Below are 14,902 nucleotides of genomic sequence, written 5' to 3'. Positions count from 1 at the left end.
GTAGGTTGGGTCAATGGCCTGTCGGATCAGTGAACTCGTGCTCGGTTGTCACGATCCCGAGGTGCTGGCGCGATTCTGGTGCGCGGTCCTGGACTTCGTCGTGCTCGATACCGAGGACGACGGCTCGATCGAGATCGGGCCGAGGGAGGGCTTCGGCGGGGCGCAGCCGACGCTGGTCCTCAGCCGCCAGGACGAGCCGGAGCAGGGCAGGTCCCGGCTGCACATCGACGTCAACGCCACCGACCGCGATCGGGACGCCGAGCTGGCCCGCCTGCTGGCGCTCGGCGCCCGCCCGGCCGAGGTCGGGCAGACCGGCCAGGAGCAGTGGCACGTCCTGCTCGACCCGGAGGGCAACGAGTTCTGCCTGCTCAAAGCCCGTCTCAACCCGCTCTGACGCCCACTGCCGGGCTGAGGTCCATGTGCACCCGGTAGTCCACGATCCGGTCCCCGTCCAGCCAGATCACCGTCACACACGGCAGTGCCAGCTCGCCGCCGCCGGGCGCCTCGGTCTTGATGGTGAAGCGGCAGAACAACTGCTGCCCCACCACCGCGACCTGTTCGACCACATGCCGCACCCACGGCAGCACACCCGCCGCGCCCGCGGTGGCCTCGACGATGGCGGCCCGGCCGGTCAGGGCAGGGTTGTTGGCGAAGGTGTAGGTGGCGTCCTCGGCGAACCAGGCGCCGAAGGCCGCGGCGTCACCGGCGTCCACCGCGGCGCACATCGCGTGCACCATCGCCTCGTACCTGGCCCTGCTCATCGTTGCAGGGACAGGCCGTGGCGGGCCATCACCTGCGCCACCAGGGCCATGTCGCGCGGGCCGGGCGGCAGTTCGCTCAGCTCGCGGTAGTAGTTCTCCAGGCCGGGCGGGGAGACCACCGCGACGATCCGGGTCTCCTCCTCGAACGGGTTGCTGAACACGTGCGGCACCCCGCGCGGCATCAGCAGCGAATCCCCTTGCCCCAGCACGTGTTCCACTCCGTCGAGTACCACCCGGACCCGGCCCTGCACACAGGTGAACAGCTCGTCCTCGCGGCTGTGGATGTGCGTGGGCGGGCCGCCCAGTCCCGGCGGCACGATGTACTCGAACAGCGAGTACGCGCCCCCGGTGTCGGCTCCGGTCAGGCGGACCTTGATGCCCAGGCCGATCGCGCCCACGTCGACGCCCTCGCCGGAGCGGCAGACGTGCTGTGCCGACCGGGTGGTCGTCTCGGCGTTCCCGTTGGTGTCCATGGTGTCCCTTCGTGCGATCAGAGCGTGACGCGGGCGGCGGTCTCCGGCGCGGCCAGGCGCTGGAGCAGGGCGGGGGTCAGCGCGCGGTAGGCCGCGGGCGCCACCGGGTTCAGCCAGTGCGTGGCGCGGACCCGGCTGGGGATCTGCACGCCGAGGTCGCCGAGCACCTCGTCCACGTTGCGCATGGAGAACGGGATGATCTTGGTGCCGCGGCAGTGGTGGGTGTCGGTGGCCTCGTCCATGAAGGCGAGCTGGCCGAGCACATCGGCCCGCCGGGTCGCCACGTCCGGCAGGGTGAGCGCACCCGCCAGGTCGGCGGCGATCCACAGGGCGGCCATCTCGGCGTTGAGCGGGCTGAAGAAGGAGGAGTTGTAGCCGTTGAGGTACAGGCCGGGCACTTCGAGGGGCTGGATCTGGCGGTACAGCAGGAAGTTGCCGCGCTCGTCGAAGAGCCGCTGCTGCACGGACTCGGTCAGGAAGGGCACGCCCTGGGTGAAGCCGGTGGCGCAGACGACCAGGTCGGCGGGCAGCACCGAACCGTCGGCGAGTTCGGCGACCGGCCTGCCGTCCCGCTCGCCGAGGCTGGTGATGGTCTGGTCGCGGCGCACCTTGATCGCACCCGCGGCCACGCCCTCGAAGAAGCCCTCGGTGGCCAGGCCGATCGCGCCCTTGACGATGTCCTCCATCCGCCCGCCCGGCACCAGGTCGTGCCGTTTGAGCCCGAACTGGCGCACCGAGACCGTGCCAAGGGAGTTCAGCAGTGCGCGGCGCAGCCGGTTGCCGGGGCCGTGCAGGAACTTCTCGAAGCCGCGCAACCAGCGATAGCGGAACAACGCCTCGCCCATCCTGGTCAGCAACAGCATCTTGAAGTTCACCACCCCGGCGATCTTGCGCGGCACCTTCCACAGCAGCTGCCGGGCGATCACGTCGGTGCTGGCCGCGACCTTGCTGATCGGCACGGTCACATCGCACGCCGACTTGCCGTAGCCGACCACCAGCACGTGCCTACCGAGGGCTTGGTCGACGTCGTGGAAATCCGAACCGGCCAGCAGCCGCCCACCCACGGCGGCGAACTCGGCGCGGCCGGGGAACTCGGGCACCGAGGGCTCGCAGAACACGCCGTTGGCCACCACCACCCGGTCGAAGGTCGCGGTGCTGGTCCCGGCCGCCGACCGGGTGGTCACCGCCCAGGCATCACCGTCCTGGACGACCGCCTCCACCGTGGCCGCCAGCCGCAGGCTCGGTTCGAGTCCGAATTCGGCCACATAGGACTCCAGGTACTCCTGCACCTGGGCGCCGGTCGGCCACTCCGGCAGGTGCCGGGGCATCGGGAAGTCGGTGAAGGAGTACTGCGCCTTGGGGCTCTGGGTGGTGAGACCGGGATAGCGGCGGGTGCGGCTCCACACCCCGCCGACATCGGGGGTCCGGTCGAAGACCAGGATCTCGTGGCCCGCTGCCAGCAGAACCTTGGCGGTAGTGAGTCCGGCGACCCCGGCGCCGATGATCGCGACCCGCATGCTGTGTCCTCCTGGTCCGACCTGGTGGGACCACAGTCTCTGACCGGCGGCCGCCGGGACCAACCGAGAGTCCCGGTCAGCGGGACTCGATCTTTCACTCACGGCCCGGCCCAGCGCCTGCTGGAGTAGGCCCGGCTGGCCGCCGCCGCGGCCATCCGCACCGCGGGCCCGATCCGTTCGGGCAGCACGACCGCGCTGGGACCGGTGACCGACAGCGCCGCCACCACGCCGCCGACCGCGTCGAAGATCGGCGCGGCCACGCAGCTGATGCCGACGATGCCCTCCTCCCGGTCATAGGCCCAGCCCCGGTCCGGGATGGCGGCCAGTTCCCGGCGCAACGCGGTCGGGCTGCTGATCGTGCGCGGGGTGCGCCGGTGCAGTCCGGCGGCCACCACGGTCTCGAAGGTCTGCTCGTCGGAGTAGGCCAGGATGGCCCGGCCCAGGCCGGAGCAGTGCGCCGGGATGTTGCCCCCTACCTGGTCCAACATCGGCATCGGGCGGTGCCCGGAGATCTTCTCCACCACCAGCACCTGGGCGCCGTCGAGCACGCCGAGCTGCACCGTGGTCCGGGCCGCCGCGTAGAGGTCCTGCAGGAACGGCAGCACCGCCTCACGCAGTTCGCGCCGCACCGGCACCAGCCCGGACAGCTCGAAGAGCCGGTTGCCGATCCGGTACCGCTCGCCCTGCTTGTCCAGCCAGCCGAGCTGGATCATCCGGGCCGCGGTGCGGTGCGTGGTCGAGCGCGGCAGGCCCGAACGGCGCACCAGTTCGGCCAGGCCGAGTTCGCGGTGGTCGGCGTCGAAGGCGTCCAGCAGCGCGGCGGCGCGTTCCAGCGAACCACCGGCCACCTCGGCCGCGGAGTCCCGGCGAGTGGGACTCATGCTTGGTCCTGCTCGGTCATGACCGGACTGTAGGACGCGTGACGGAGAACAACCAGTCCACTGTGGAACGCACCGCGCTGGTCGGCGGCGGCGCGGGCGGGATCGGCGCGGCCACCGCGGCCGCGTTGCTGGCCGCCGGGCACCGGGTCGTGCTGGCCGGGCGCACCGGGCACACCCTCGCCGCGACCGCCGCGGCCCTGGGCGGCGGTGTGGACCACCTGGTGTGCGACCTGGCCGACCCGGCGGCCGCGACCGCCGCCGTGGCCGAGGTGCGGGCCAGGCACGGCTCGCTCGACGTGCTCGTGGTCAACGCGGGCGGCCCGGCGCCCGGCCGGATCCTGGCCATCGCCGACGACCAGTGGCACCACAACCTGGACCTGCTGGTACTCGGCCCGCTCGCCCTACTGCGGGCCGCGCTGCCGCCGATGGCCAAGCGGGGTTTCGGCCGGGTGGTGGTGATCGGCTCCACCGCGGTCCGCCAGCCGCAACCGGGCCTGGCCGCCTCCACCGTGCTGCGCTCGGCGATGACCGCGGCGGCCAAGCTCGCCGCCCGCGAGTACGCCCACCGCGGCGTCACGGTCAACACCGTCGCCCCCGGGGCCACCGACACCCCGCGCCGCCTGGCGGTGCTGCGGGCCAGGGCCCGGGCCGCGGGCCTCGACCTGGCCACCGCGATCACCCAGGACCAGGCCGAGATCCCGGCGGCGCGGGCAGCCGATCCGGCGGAGATCGCCGCCGCGGTCGCGTACCTGGCCTCGCCGGCGGCAGGCTACGTCAACGGCACCGTGCTCACCGTCGACGGCGGCCGCACCGAGCACCCCGGGTGAAAGGACACCACCGATGGCCACTTCCGGCCCCGCCTTCAACATGGCCGACTTCCTCGCGGGCATCACGCACGCGGTCGCCCCCGGCGGCCAGCGCCCACTGGTCGTGCACGACGAGGACCTCGACACCATCCCGCCCGGCTCGGTGCCCAACCCCACCACGCTGCGCATCGCGGGCACCCTGCCCACCGCCACGTTCGAGTTGTTCCGCCAGGTGATCCCGGCCGGGGAAAGCTCGGACATGCAGCGGCACTACCACGAGACCGTGCACTTCGTGCTGTCCGGCGAAGGCCACAGCGAGATCGAGGGCGAGGCCGAGCCCGTCACCTGGCGCACCGGCTCGTTCGTCTACACCCCGCCGTGGGCCTGGCACCGCCACCACAACGGCTCCGCCACCGAACCGGTGGAGTTCCTGACCATCGAGAACTCCCGGCTGCTCGGCCTGTTCGGGCTCGCCCGCAGGCAGAGCGCCGGACTCGTCACCCTCGCCGAGGCCAAGGCCCGGTTCGACCACCAGGAGGACACGTGAGCGCTGCCACGCCGATCCCCGAGCACGTCAGCGTCTGGGCCGAACTGGCCGATCTGGACCACACCCTGCGGCACGTCGAGGTCCCCCTGGGCACGGGCACCGTGCGCACCAGGGTCCTGCAGGCGGGCGCGGGCCCGGAACTGGTGCTGCTGCACGGCACCGGCGGGCACCTGGAGGCATACGCCCGCGACCTGACCGGTCTGGCCAGGGACTTCCGGGTGACGGTCTATGACATGGTGGGTCACGGCTGGTCGGCACTGCCCGACCAGCCCTACACCATCGACGTGCTGGCCGAGCACCTCGTGTCCCTGCTGGACGTGCTCGACATCGAGCACGCGCACCTCTCCGGCGAATCCCTGGGTGGCTGGGTGGCCGCCTGGACCGCAGCGCACTACCCGGAGCGGGTGGACCGGCTGGTGCTCAACACCCCCGGCAACATCGCCAACAAGCCCGAGGTGATGCACCGGCTGCGGGAGAGCACGATGGCCGCGGTGCTGGACCCGAGTGCGGACACGGTGCGCCGCCGGGTGGAGTTCCTGTTCCACCACAAGGAGATGGTCACCGAGGAGCTGGTGAACCTGCGCCGCCAGGTCTACTCCCGGCCCGGCTTCGTGCAGGCCATCACCAACACCCTGGTCCTCCAGGATCCCTTGGTGCGCAAGGACTTCGCCTGGGACCCGTCCTGGGTCTCCCGGGTGCACGCGCCGACCCTGTTGCTGTGGACCAGCCACGACCCCACCGGCGGCCTGGACGAGGCCGAGTTGCTGCTGGGCTGGCTGCCCGACGCCCGCCTGCACGTGATCCAGGACGCCGGGCACTGGCCGCAGTGGGAGAAGGTCGGCGAATTCCTCGACGTCCACCGCACCTGGCTGCTGCTCGGAAAGGACCCCTCCTGATGGCGGAGATCATCGGCTTCGTCGGCCTGTCGCACAGCCCGTTCGCCGCCCTGCTGCCGCCCGCCGACGAACACGGCCCCGGCGGCCGGTTCCTGCGCGACGCCGAACGCGTGCACCGCGCGGTGCGACGGCTTGAGCCGGACGCGGTGGTCGTCATCGGCCCCGACCACTTCCACGCCAACTTCTACGACGTGATGCCGCCGTTCGTGCTCGGCGTCGAGGAAGCCGTTGGCTTCGGCGACTTCGGCAGTACTGCGGGGCCGCTGCCGGTGGCGGACAAACTCGCCTGGTCGGTCCACAGTGGACTCGCCGAGGCCGGGTTCGACCTGTCCCTGTCCTATTCGCTCACCGTCGACCACGGCATCGTGCAGAGCTACGAGATGGTCACCGGCGGCACCACCGTGCCCATGGTGCCCCTGGTCGTCAACACCGCCGCTCCCCCACTGCCCGCACCGCGACGCTGCCTGGAACTGGGCTGGCAGCTGGGCACCGCGTTGCGGGCCGCGGAATTCCCGGGGCGGGTGCTGGTGGTGGCCAGCGGCGGGCTGTCGCACTGGTTGCCCTCCAACGATCCGCGCGATCCGGCCGTGGTCGGCGAGCGCCGCGCCGCGCTCATCCACGGCCGGGCCGACGCCCAGGCATTCGCCGCCGCCCGCGAACCCCGGGTGCGCGCGATGGGCGGCAATCCGCAGGCCAGGGTGGCCGAGGAGTGGGACAACTGGTTCCTGGAGCGGCTGCGGGCCGACGACGCGGGCGCGATCGCCGCACTCGGCCACCAGGGCATCGAGGAACTCGCGGGCACCGGCGGGCACGAGGTGCGCTGCTGGCTGATCGGCCAGGTCGCGGTCGGCCTGCCGCTGGTGTGGACCAGCTACGAGCCGGTGCCCGAGTGGATCACCGGCATGGGCATCGGCGCGACCTTCCCGGTCGACTGAGGGCCTTCAGTCCACCGGCTGTGCGAAGCGGGGGCCGCGGCGTCGGCCCCCGCTTCTGTTGTGCGCCAGTGCTTTCAGTGCTGCGCGAGGTCCAGCGCGATGTCACCCAGGAGGTCTTCCTGGCCGCCGACCAGTCGCCGCCGCCCGGCCTCGGCCAGGATCTCCCTTGCCTGTACACCGGTTCGCTCGGCCGCGGTCTCGGCGTGCCGCAGGAACGAGCCGTACACCCCCGCGTAGCCCAGCATCAGCGTGTCCCGGTCCACCCGCACCGGCCGGTCCGGCAGTGGCCGCACCAGGTCCTCGGCCGCGTCCTGCAAGGCGAACAGGTCCGCGCCGTGCGCCCAGCCGTGCAGTTCGGCGACCGCGGCGAAGGGTTCGATCGGGCAGTTGCCCGCGCCCGCGCCAAGTCCGGTCAGCGAGGCGTCCACCCTGGTGGCGCCCTCCTGCACGGCGACCACCGAGTTGGCCACCGCGAGGGAGAGGTTCTCGTGCGCGTGGATGCCGATCTGGGTGGTCTCGGCGAGCACGTCCCGGTAGGCCCGGACCCGGTCGCGCACATCGGTCATCAGCAACCGGCCACCGGAGTCGGTGACGTAAACACAGTGCGCGCCATAGGATTCCATCAACCGGGCCTGGGCGGCCAGCTCGGCGGGCGCGGCCAGGTGGCTCATCATCAGGAACCCGGCCACGTCCATGCCCAGCCCGCGCGCGGCGGCGATGTGCTGGGCGGCCACATCGGCCTCGGTGCAGTGCGTGGCCACCCGGACCGAACGCACCCCCAGCTCGTGCGCGCGGCGCAGATCGGCCACGGTGCCGATACCGGGCAGCAGCAAGGTGGTCAGCCGCGCGGTGCGGATCGCGCCAGCGGCCGCCTCCAGCCAGGCCCAGTCGGTGTGACTGCCCGGCCCGTAGACCAGGGACCCGCCGCCGAGGCCGTCGCCGTGCGAGACCTCGATGGCGGCCACGCCCGCCGCGTCCAGCGCGCCGGCGATCCGGGCGACCTGGTCCGGGGTGATCCGGTGCCGCAGGGCGTGCAGGCCGTCCCGCAGGGTCACGTCTTGCAGGTAGAGCTTCACGTCCGGACCTCCGCTGCTGTCCCGACCAGGTGGTCGGCGATGGCCTCGCCGGTGCGCAGCGCGGCGCTGGTCATGATGTCGAGGTTGCCCGCGTAGCCGGGCAGGTAGTGCGCCGCGCCCTCGACCTCCAGGAACACCGAGACCTGGTGCGTGACCGGCTCGCTGGTGAGGGTCCTGGGCTGGTCGGCGGGCACCGGGGTGAGTTGCACGGGCTGTTTGAGCCGGTAGCCGGGCACGTAGGCGGCGACCGTGGCCACCATCTCGGCGACCGCGGCCCGGATCGCGTCGTGGCCGGCCGGGTCGGGGGCGTTGACCAGGGCGAGCACCGTGTCCCGCATGGTCATCGGCGGTTCGGCCGGGTTGAGCACGATGATCGCCTTGCCCCGGCCCGCGCCGCCGACCTCGGCCAGGGCGTGGCCGGTGGTCTCGGTGAACTCGTCGATGTTGGCCCTGGTGCCGGGTCCGGCCGAGCGGGAGGCGATCGAGGCGATGATCTCGGCGTAGGGCACCGGGACGACCCCGGCCAGGGCGGCCACGATCGGGATGGTGGCCTGGCCGCCGCAGGTGACCATGTTGACGTTGTGGGCGTCCAGGTGGCGGTGCAGGTTCACCGCGGGCACCACCATCGGGCCGATCGCGGCGGGGGTCAGGTCCACGATGCGCTTGCCGTGCGCGGACAGTACCGCCGCGTTGTCCAGGTGCGCTCGTGCGGAGGTGGCATCGAAGACGATCTTGATCTCGGCGAAGCCGGGCAGCCCGAGCAGCCCGTGCACGCCCTCGGCGGTGGTCGGCACACCCAGCCGGGCCGCACGCGCCAGGCCATCGGAGGCGGGGTCGATCCCGGCCAGGGCGGCCAGTTCGAGGGTGCCGGACAACCGGAGGATCTTGATCATCAGGTCGGTGCCGATGTTGCCCGAGCCGAGCACCGCGACCTTGGTCCGGGCGCTCACCCGGTCACCGCCGCGAAGCTCGCCCGCACCCGGCCGAGCCCGGTGATCGTGGCCGCCACCCGGTCCCCCGCCTGGACCGGCACGACCGGTCCGAGCGCGCCGGTGAGCACGACCTCCCCCGCCCGCAGCGGATCACCCAGTTCCAGCGCGGTGGTGGCCAGCCAGGCCAGCGCGGTCAGCGGATCGCCGAGGGTGGCCGCACCGGTCCCGGTGGACACGACCACGTCATTGACGCTCATCGACATCGCCACCTCCCTCGGCACGAACTCCGCCAGCCGGACCCGCTCGGTGCCGAGCACGAACAACCCCGCCGAGGCGTTGTCCGCGACCGTGTCGGCGAAGGTGATGTCCCACCCGGCGATCCGGCTGTCCACGATCTCCAGCGCGGCCACCGCGTACGCCACGGACGCCGCCACCGACTGCTCGTCGAAGGGTCCGGCGGTGAGGTCGGCGCCGAGCACGAAGGCCACCTCCGCCTCCACCCGCGGCGCTACCAACCGTTCGGTCGGGAGAGCCGCGCGGTCCGGAAAGGCCATGTCGGCCAGCAGCACGCCGAAATCGGGCTGGTCCACGCCCAGCTGTTGCTGCACCGCGGGCGAGGTGAGCCCGATCTTGCGGCCCAGCACGGCCGCGTCCACCGGGATACCCAGCCGCTGCACGGTGTAGGCGGCGATGACGTCACTGCCGATCAGATCGCGGACCGGGGCGCAGCCAACGCGGGTGCGCCGGGCCTCGGCGAGCCGGTCCGCGGCCAGGCGCACCGGCGTGGCCACGGGACTGAGGTGCGGGTTCATGCCGCCATCGTCACCGCCCCGACCGCCCGGACGGCAGGGAAAAGTTCCGCTCAGCGGAACTCCGTGCGACCATCAGCGAATGACCGTCCCGAACACCCTGCTGGGCAAGGTGATGATGGTCCTGCACGCTTACGGCATCGACGACGAGGAGCTGGGCTTCGCCGAACTGGGCAGGCGCACCGGCCTGGCCAAGGCCACCCTGCACCGGCTGCTCGGCGAACTGGTCGAGGTCAGGCTGCTGGACCGGGGTGAACGCGGCTACCGACTGGGCGGTCACCTCTTCCAGCTCGGCATCCGCGCCTCGGTGGAACGCCGCCTGGTCGAGGTCGCCACCCCGTACCTGGAAGACCTGTACGAACGTACCCACGAGACCGTCCACCTGGGACTCCGCGAGGGCCACGAGGTGGTCTACGTGGCCAAGATCGGCGGCCACCGCCAGGCCGCGTCGCCGTCCCGACTGGGCGGTAGGTTGCCGTTGCACGCCACCGCGATCGGCAAGGCCCTGCTCGCGCACGCCCCGCCGCACGTGCTCGCCGAGATCCTCGCCGCGCCACTCACCCGCCGCGCCCCACGCACCGTCAGCACCCCCGGCGCGCTCCGCCGCCAGCTCCGCCAGGTGGCGAGAACCGGGGTGGCCTATGAGTTCGAGGAGTCCCGGATCGGCCTGGCCTGCGTGGCCTGCCCGGTGCTGGACCAGGACGACCGGGTGGTGGCCGCGGTCAGCGTCGCGGGCCCCACCACCCGGTTCCACCCGCAGGCCCACGCCGCCTCGGTGCAGGCCGCCGCCACCGGCATCGCGCTGACCCTGGCCCGGCGCGCGGCCCTGACCGCGGACCCGGCCAGGTGACCCGCTACGCCCGCGGTGCGGCCTGATCGAGCTGTTCGCGCAGGATGTCGCCGTGGCCGGCGTGCCGGGCGAACTCCTCGATCATGGCGAGCAGGGTCCAGCGCAGGCTGACCGTTCCCTCCAGGGGCATGTGCTTGGTGTCGTCGAGGTCGAAGCGGGCGGCGATCTCCCGTGATCGCAGGCTCGCGCGCTCGAACTCGGCGATCACCCCGGCCAGGGTCTCGTCGTCGGTGACGGTGAAGGTGCCCTCGTCCCGTTCGGAGTATCCGTCGCATTCGGACGCCTCCAGTCCCGCCCAGAACCGTTGGAACCAGATCCGTTCGGCGCCCGCGGCGTGCTTGAGCAACGAGATCGGCGTGGTCAGGGAGGCGACGAGCCTGCGGCGGGCGTCCGCTTCGGAGAGGCCGCGGACGGTCTCGATCAGGGCCGCGCGGTTGCGATCAAGCATGTTCTCGATGATCGCTCGTTCGGTGCCGTCGGTGATTCTGTTGGTGGTCATGGGCTTTCACTCCATTCTCGGGCGAGGCGGGGTTCGCGGACAGCGACATGTGTCCAGAAGGTGGAACAGGAGGGGAACGACGAGGCGTTCGATGCGGGTGGAAGCACAACACCGCGGTGGCCGGGCAGATCCATTGAAGGCGCCGACGTCGTCACCGTACCACCCGGTCCCGGCACGCGGCGGCCACCCCTCCGGGTGATCCACCTACGACTTTGGTGCTACCCAACAGTGCCGTCAACGCCGATGCCCCCACCCACCCCACCAACAATGCTGAACCTGTCCCCCCACCGAAAGGCCCCCAATGCGCCGGATAGTGCTGGCCCTGTCCCTGGTAACGGCTGCCCTGCTCGTCCCGACCGTCAACGCCGCCGCCCTCGACACCGCTTCCCCCGGCGCGCACAGCCTGGGCGACCGCCTGTTCCCCGACCTGGGCAACGGCGGCTACGACGTGCTCGACTACGACATCCGAATGACCTATGTGGACGGTAGCCAGCTGATGCCGGCCTCGGTCACCATCCGCGCCAAGGCAACCCAGCCCCTCTCCACCCTGAGCCTCGACGCCGCCGCCCAGCAGATCAAGTCGGCCACAGTGGACGGACGCCAAGCGGAGTTCCGCCAGGACAAGGAAAAACTGCTCCTAGGCCCGGCGGAGCCACTCCGCGCGGACGGACTGTTCACCATCCAGATCGACTACACCGCCGACCGCGGCAAGAACCCGACCCCGCCAGGCGTCAACCTGCCATCAGGGATGAAGTGGCCGATCACAGCCTGGGTGGAGACCCCCGACGGCTTCGCCGTGATGGGCCAGCCCGACCGCGCCCACCTGTTCTTCCCGAGCAACGACCATCCCAGTGACAAGGCCAAGTTCACCTTCCACCTGACCGTGCCGAACGACCGCACCGCCGTGGCCAACGGCGACCTGGTGACCAAGGAGCCGCACCCGGACGGCACCACCACCTGGACCTACCACACCAAGGACCCCATGCCCACGCACGTGGTGCAGCTGGCGGTAGGCCGCTTCCGCGCCCTCAACCAGGTAGGCCCGGACAACCTGCCGATCCGCAGCTACCTGACCACAGCCCCGTTCCAGAACATGAACCTCACCGACGACATGGAACGCACCGCCCGCAAAACCCCGGACCACGTGGCCTGGCTGACCAAGGAACTGGGCCCGTACCCCTTCACCCGCTACGGCGTACTCGGACTGTCCAGCACCTACAACTCGGTAGCCCTGGAAACCGCCACCCTGTCCACCTACGGCGCCGCACTGTCCCTCCCCCCGGAGAAACAGGCCCCCACCATGGTCCACGAGCTGACCCACCAGTACTTCGGCGACTCGGTCTCAGTGTCCACCTGGGACGACATGTGGCTGAGCGAGGGCCACGCCCGCTTCTACGAACGCCGCTACGCGGCCAGCCAAGGCTGGATCAACCTGGACCAGGAACTGAAGTCCCAATACCAGTCCGACCAGAAGAACCGCACCACCACCGGCCCCGCAGGCCACCTGAAAAACCCCTACAGCGTCCTGTTCGACACCAACGTCCCCGGCCAGCTAACCCTGGAAGGCCTACACACCCTGGTCGGCCCCGACACCTTCCACCGAATCGAACAGACCTTCCTAGACCGCTACCGCCACAAATCCGCCAGCACCCAGGACTACATCACCGTCGCCAACGAGATCTCCGGCCGCGACCTGACCGACTACTTCCACAACTGGCTCTACGGCACCACCACCCCACCCATGCCCGGCCACCCGGACTGGACCAGCTGACCCCACCCCCGCCACAGCCCCGCAGGCTGTTCCCCGCCGTTCTCCCCGTGCTGTTCGGTCTCCTGGTCTATGGGCTGGCTCTGGTTGTACTTGGCCGTCACGTTGGTGACTGGGTGCGGTTGAACCGCTCGATGCTCCTATGTGTGTCAAGTGGTTCGTGGGAGTGCGTGGAAGATCTCTCGGGCGACGCAGCGTTTGAGGCATCGGATGATCTCGCGTTTGGTGAGGCCCTCGGTGGTGCGGCGGTGCAGGTAGGCGCGGGTTGGTGGGTGTTGCCGCATGCGGGTGACGGTGGCCATGTAGATGGCTGATTTGGCTGCGCGGTCGCCGCTGCGGGAGAGGCGGTGACGGCCGGTGGTCCGTCCGCTGCTGGCCGGTTGGGGTGCGACGCCGCAGAGTCGAGCGAAGGATGCCTCGCTGGCGAGTCTGTCGGGCTTGTCGCCGACTGTGACGAGGAGTTGTCCCGCAATTTCGGCACCGATGCCGGGCAGGGCCATCAGCTGGGGTGCTGCTGTGGTGAGGAGTCGGCGGAGTTGGCGGTCGAGCGTGGTGATCTGCTCGGTCAGGGTGTGGATGCGGCGGGCGAGTTCGTGGATGGCGGTGGTCGCTCCGGTGTGCAGTAGCCGGGCGGGCTGGTCGATCAAGGTGGCGAGGTCATCGTGGTCGGGACGCAGGTTCAGGCAGTGGTTGATCAGCGTGCGACCACGGAGCGTGCGTAGTGGTTCGCGGAGGTTGTCGGGTGCGGTGACGATCAGCACGTGCAGCGTGTTCACCGCCTGGGTGCGGGCCTTGACCGCGGACCCGCGGGTCAGGCGCAACATGCGGATGACCTCGACCGCGCCGTCGCGGGACTTCGGGATGGCGGTGGCCCCCTGGCCCAGCACGGCGCGGGCGGCCTGCTCGGCGTCGAGTCGATCGGACTTTGGACTTTCCGGCTGCCCGCCTGGCATGCCGGTTGGGTCGGTTGATCTCGATGACGGTGACGTCATTGCGGGTCGGTGACCAAGCCGGCGCGGCGCCGTAGCTGCCGGTGCCTTCGCCCCCGACCGCGATGACCCGGCCGTGGGTGTTGAGCCAGGCCAGCAAAGCGCGATGGCCCTCGACCGTGGCAGGGAACTGCTGATCGGCCAGGACCGACCCGCTCTCGTGCAGGACAACTGCGTGATGGGTGTCTTTGTGGGTGTCGACACCCCCGATGACACCCGCGATGGTGCTTCTCATGCTTGAACCGCTCCACTCGTTGCCGCGATGGCAGCACTACCCGACCGGGTGGGTGGACAAGCCTGTGACGGGGCTTCTGGCCAAGCTCCTATCAGGTCACGCCCACCTGGTCGGGGTGCTCAACGGCGGCGTGGACCTAGTCATAGCCCAGCCCCGGACCGCTCGAGGACGGCGGCCGCGGCCATGGACTCGCCGGCCACCACCGGGCGGGATCTTGCCGATCTTCTTGACGTCGAGGTGGATCAGGTCACCGGGGGCCGGGTGGCACGGATGCGCTGCCCGGTCAGCGGATCGCACTCGGCCAGCCGTGGCATGTCCCGCCGGGTGAGGATCCGCGAGACCGTGCGGGCCGGGACACCGGTGGCCGCGCTGATCCGGGCCGGGCCGCACCGCAGCTCGATCCGGGTGGCCACGACCTGGTCCTCAACCTGGGTGCAGGTGTGTGCGGGCATGCGGTGTGACCGGCTGGAGCGATCGTCCAGGCCCGCGACTCCTTCCTCGCGAAAGCGGCGGACCCGGCGATGCGCGCATTGCCGGGAGACACCCAGCACTTTGGCCACGTGGGCGACCGGTCTGCCAGCGGTGATCCGGTGAAACCAGGACCAGGCGTCCATGCGCGGTCAGGCGGGCGTTGGCGGGTCCCATCGAGGCCTCCGGCTGTGGTGACTGACGTCGCAATCACCACCGCACCCGGCGGCCGCACCCATGATCAAGCCGACACCCCGTCACCAACCTCATGACCAGATACACCTGGTCGCCCACACGCCGTTCCCCATTACGGCACCCGGCAGGTCTGGAGCGCCGCGCACCAGCTCGGCGCCTCGTTCGGCATCCCGCCCGGTCCAGCGCCGCGCACCATCCCGGTCACCGCCAGGCGCGGACTGCCCGGCACAGTGGTCGACAGGCTCCGCCGCGCCGGCCTCGGCGT

16 protein-coding genes and 2 pseudogenes are annotated in these 14,902 nt (G+C 71.1%); 7 read left to right on the top strand and 11 right to left on the bottom strand.

Annotation, left to right across the window (positions count from 1 at the left end; genetic code table 11):
- The first annotated feature begins 13 nt into the window (after positions 1 to 13).
- Positions 14 to 394 carry a VOC family protein gene (locus tag HNR67_RS24125; RefSeq protein WP_185004510.1) on the top strand — a complete coding sequence of 127 codons (381 nt, stop codon included), beginning with the start codon at positions 14 to 16 and terminating at the stop codon, positions 392 to 394.
- On the opposite strand, the gene HNR67_RS24120 is transcribed toward HNR67_RS24125, so the two are convergent.
- From HNR67_RS24120 to HNR67_RS24105, 4 genes are all read right to left on the bottom strand, one after another.
- Complete coding sequence (locus HNR67_RS24120) at positions 381 to 761, bottom strand: nuclear transport factor 2 family protein (protein WP_185004509.1); 381 nt, start codon at positions 759 to 761, stop codon at positions 381 to 383. The two genes, HNR67_RS24125 and HNR67_RS24120, sit on opposite strands and share 14 nt — an antisense overlap.
- Positions 758 to 1,234: a cupin domain-containing protein gene (locus HNR67_RS24115; protein WP_185004508.1), complete on the bottom strand. Its 477-nt coding sequence runs from the start codon at positions 1,232 to 1,234 to the stop codon at positions 758 to 760. Before HNR67_RS24115 ends, HNR67_RS24120 begins: the two co-directional genes overlap by 4 nt.
- A 17-nt stretch (positions 1,235 to 1,251) precedes the next feature.
- Complete coding sequence (locus tag HNR67_RS24110) at positions 1,252 to 2,751, bottom strand: flavin-containing monooxygenase (protein ID WP_185004507.1); 1,500 nt, start codon at positions 2,749 to 2,751, stop codon at positions 1,252 to 1,254.
- A gap of 98 nt (positions 2,752 to 2,849) precedes the next feature.
- A complete protein-coding gene (locus tag HNR67_RS24105; protein WP_185004506.1) occupies positions 2,850 to 3,632 on the bottom strand; it encodes an IclR family transcriptional regulator in 783 nt (260 codons plus the stop codon).
- A gap of 38 nt (positions 3,633 to 3,670) precedes the next feature.
- On the opposite strand from HNR67_RS24105, the gene HNR67_RS24100 reads away from it, so the two are divergent.
- Genes HNR67_RS24100 through HNR67_RS24085 form a run of 4 tightly spaced genes read left to right on the top strand, consistent with a single transcriptional unit; the run spans position 3,671 to position 6,816 of the window.
- Positions 3,671 to 4,459: an SDR family oxidoreductase gene (locus HNR67_RS24100; protein WP_312987919.1), complete on the top strand. Its 789-nt coding sequence runs from the start codon at positions 3,671 to 3,673 to the stop codon at positions 4,457 to 4,459.
- A gap of 13 nt (positions 4,460 to 4,472) precedes the next feature.
- Positions 4,473 to 4,985 (top strand): cupin domain-containing protein, encoded by a 513-nt coding sequence (locus tag HNR67_RS24095; protein ID WP_185004505.1) that lies wholly within the window; start codon positions 4,473 to 4,475, stop codon positions 4,983 to 4,985.
- Positions 4,982 to 5,881: an alpha/beta fold hydrolase gene (locus HNR67_RS24090; protein ID WP_312987917.1), complete on the top strand. Its 900-nt coding sequence runs from the start codon at positions 4,982 to 4,984 to the stop codon at positions 5,879 to 5,881. The genes HNR67_RS24095 and HNR67_RS24090 overlap by 4 nt, the downstream gene beginning before the upstream one ends.
- Complete coding sequence (locus HNR67_RS24085) at positions 5,881 to 6,816, top strand: DODA-type extradiol aromatic ring-opening family dioxygenase (RefSeq protein WP_185004504.1); 936 nt, start codon at positions 5,881 to 5,883, stop codon at positions 6,814 to 6,816. Before HNR67_RS24090 ends, HNR67_RS24085 begins: the two co-directional genes overlap by 1 nt.
- A 74-nt stretch (positions 6,817 to 6,890) precedes the next feature.
- Here the strand turns inward: HNR67_RS24085 and dmpG are convergent, their stop codons facing one another.
- From dmpG to HNR67_RS24070, 3 genes are read right to left on the bottom strand one after another with little or no spacing between them, the layout of a single operon-like run.
- The gene (gene dmpG, locus HNR67_RS24080) at positions 6,891 to 7,892 is read right to left on the bottom strand and encodes a 4-hydroxy-2-oxovalerate aldolase (protein ID WP_185004503.1); all 1,002 of its coding nucleotides are present in this window, start codon (positions 7,890 to 7,892) and stop codon (positions 6,891 to 6,893) included.
- Positions 7,889 to 8,842 (bottom strand): acetaldehyde dehydrogenase (acetylating), encoded by a 954-nt coding sequence (locus tag HNR67_RS24075; RefSeq protein ID WP_185004502.1) that lies wholly within the window; start codon positions 8,840 to 8,842, stop codon positions 7,889 to 7,891. Before HNR67_RS24075 ends, dmpG begins: the two co-directional genes overlap by 4 nt.
- Positions 8,839 to 9,636, bottom strand: coding sequence for a 2-keto-4-pentenoate hydratase (locus HNR67_RS24070; protein WP_185004501.1), 798 nt, complete (start codon positions 9,634 to 9,636; stop codon positions 8,839 to 8,841). Before HNR67_RS24070 ends, HNR67_RS24075 begins: the two co-directional genes overlap by 4 nt.
- A gap of 79 nt (positions 9,637 to 9,715) precedes the next feature.
- Between HNR67_RS24070 and HNR67_RS24065 the strand changes: the two genes are divergently transcribed.
- Positions 9,716 to 10,483: an IclR family transcriptional regulator gene (locus HNR67_RS24065; RefSeq protein WP_185004500.1), complete on the top strand. Its 768-nt coding sequence runs from the start codon at positions 9,716 to 9,718 to the stop codon at positions 10,481 to 10,483.
- Positions 10,484 to 10,487: 4 nt separating this feature from the next.
- Here the strand turns inward: HNR67_RS24065 and HNR67_RS24060 are convergent, their stop codons facing one another.
- Complete coding sequence (locus tag HNR67_RS24060; protein WP_185004499.1) at positions 10,488 to 10,982, bottom strand: DinB family protein; 495 nt, start codon at positions 10,980 to 10,982, stop codon at positions 10,488 to 10,490.
- Between the two features lie 301 nt (positions 10,983 to 11,283).
- Here HNR67_RS24060 and HNR67_RS24055 point away from each other — a divergent pair, with 301 nt between their 5' ends.
- On the top strand, positions 11,284 to 12,753 hold the full coding sequence (locus HNR67_RS24055; RefSeq protein WP_185004498.1) for a M1 family metallopeptidase: 1,470 nt from the start codon (positions 11,284 to 11,286) through the stop codon (positions 12,751 to 12,753).
- A gap of 146 nt (positions 12,754 to 12,899) precedes the next feature.
- Here the strand turns inward: HNR67_RS24055 and HNR67_RS43640 are convergent, their stop codons facing one another.
- The 3 genes and pseudogenes from HNR67_RS43640 to HNR67_RS24045 form a co-directional block, all read right to left on the bottom strand.
- Positions 12,900 to 13,703: a transposase gene (locus HNR67_RS43640; RefSeq protein ID WP_246492581.1), complete on the bottom strand. Its 804-nt coding sequence runs from the start codon at positions 13,701 to 13,703 to the stop codon at positions 12,900 to 12,902.
- 43 nt (positions 13,704 to 13,746) lie between these two features.
- Positions 13,747 to 13,974: pseudogene (locus tag HNR67_RS46705) on the bottom strand (IS110 family transposase); the annotation flags it as partial.
- Between the two features lie 139 nt (positions 13,975 to 14,113).
- Positions 14,114 to 14,619, bottom strand: a pseudogene (locus HNR67_RS24045) (leucine zipper domain-containing protein); the annotation flags it as partial.
- Positions 14,620 to 14,902 lie beyond the last annotated feature (283 nt).

This window comes from Crossiella cryophila (genome assembly GCF_014204915.1).
Classification (GTDB): Bacteria; Actinomycetota; Actinomycetes; order Mycobacteriales; family Pseudonocardiaceae; genus Crossiella; species Crossiella cryophila.
Note: the sequence above shows the minus strand (reverse complement) of the source record. Positions and strands in the feature narration are given on the sequence as shown.

Bases quoted from the DNA above. Each gene is read 5' to 3' on its own strand.
- HNR67_RS24125 (WP_185004510.1), top strand. From the start codon at position 14: ATGGCCTGTCGGATCAGTGAACTCGTGCTCGGTTGTCACGATCCCGAG.
- HNR67_RS24065 (WP_185004500.1), top strand. From the start codon at position 9,716: ATGACCGTCCCGAACACCCTGCTGGGCAAGGTGATGATGGTCCTGCAC.
- HNR67_RS24120 (WP_185004509.1), bottom strand. From the start codon at position 761: ATGAGCAGGGCCAGGTACGAGGCGATGGTGCACGCGATGTGCGCCGCG.
- HNR67_RS24085 (WP_185004504.1), top strand. From the start codon at position 5,881: ATGGCGGAGATCATCGGCTTCGTCGGCCTGTCGCACAGCCCGTTCGCC.
- HNR67_RS24055 (WP_185004498.1), top strand. From the start codon at position 11,284: ATGCGCCGGATAGTGCTGGCCCTGTCCCTGGTAACGGCTGCCCTGCTC.
- HNR67_RS24110 (WP_185004507.1), bottom strand. From the start codon at position 2,751: ATGCGGGTCGCGATCATCGGCGCCGGGGTCGCCGGACTCACTACCGCC.
- HNR67_RS24070 (WP_185004501.1), bottom strand. From the start codon at position 9,636: ATGAACCCGCACCTCAGTCCCGTGGCCACGCCGGTGCGCCTGGCCGCG.
- HNR67_RS24060 (WP_185004499.1), bottom strand. From the start codon at position 10,982: ATGACCACCAACAGAATCACCGACGGCACCGAACGAGCGATCATCGAG.
- HNR67_RS24115 (WP_185004508.1), bottom strand. From the start codon at position 1,234: ATGGACACCAACGGGAACGCCGAGACGACCACCCGGTCGGCACAGCAC.
- HNR67_RS24105 (WP_185004506.1), bottom strand. From the start codon at position 3,632: ATGAGTCCCACTCGCCGGGACTCCGCGGCCGAGGTGGCCGGTGGTTCG.
- HNR67_RS43640 (WP_246492581.1), bottom strand. From the start codon at position 13,703: ATGCCAGGCGGGCAGCCGGAAAGTCCAAAGTCCGATCGACTCGACGCC.
- HNR67_RS24095 (WP_185004505.1), top strand. From the start codon at position 4,473: ATGGCCACTTCCGGCCCCGCCTTCAACATGGCCGACTTCCTCGCGGGC.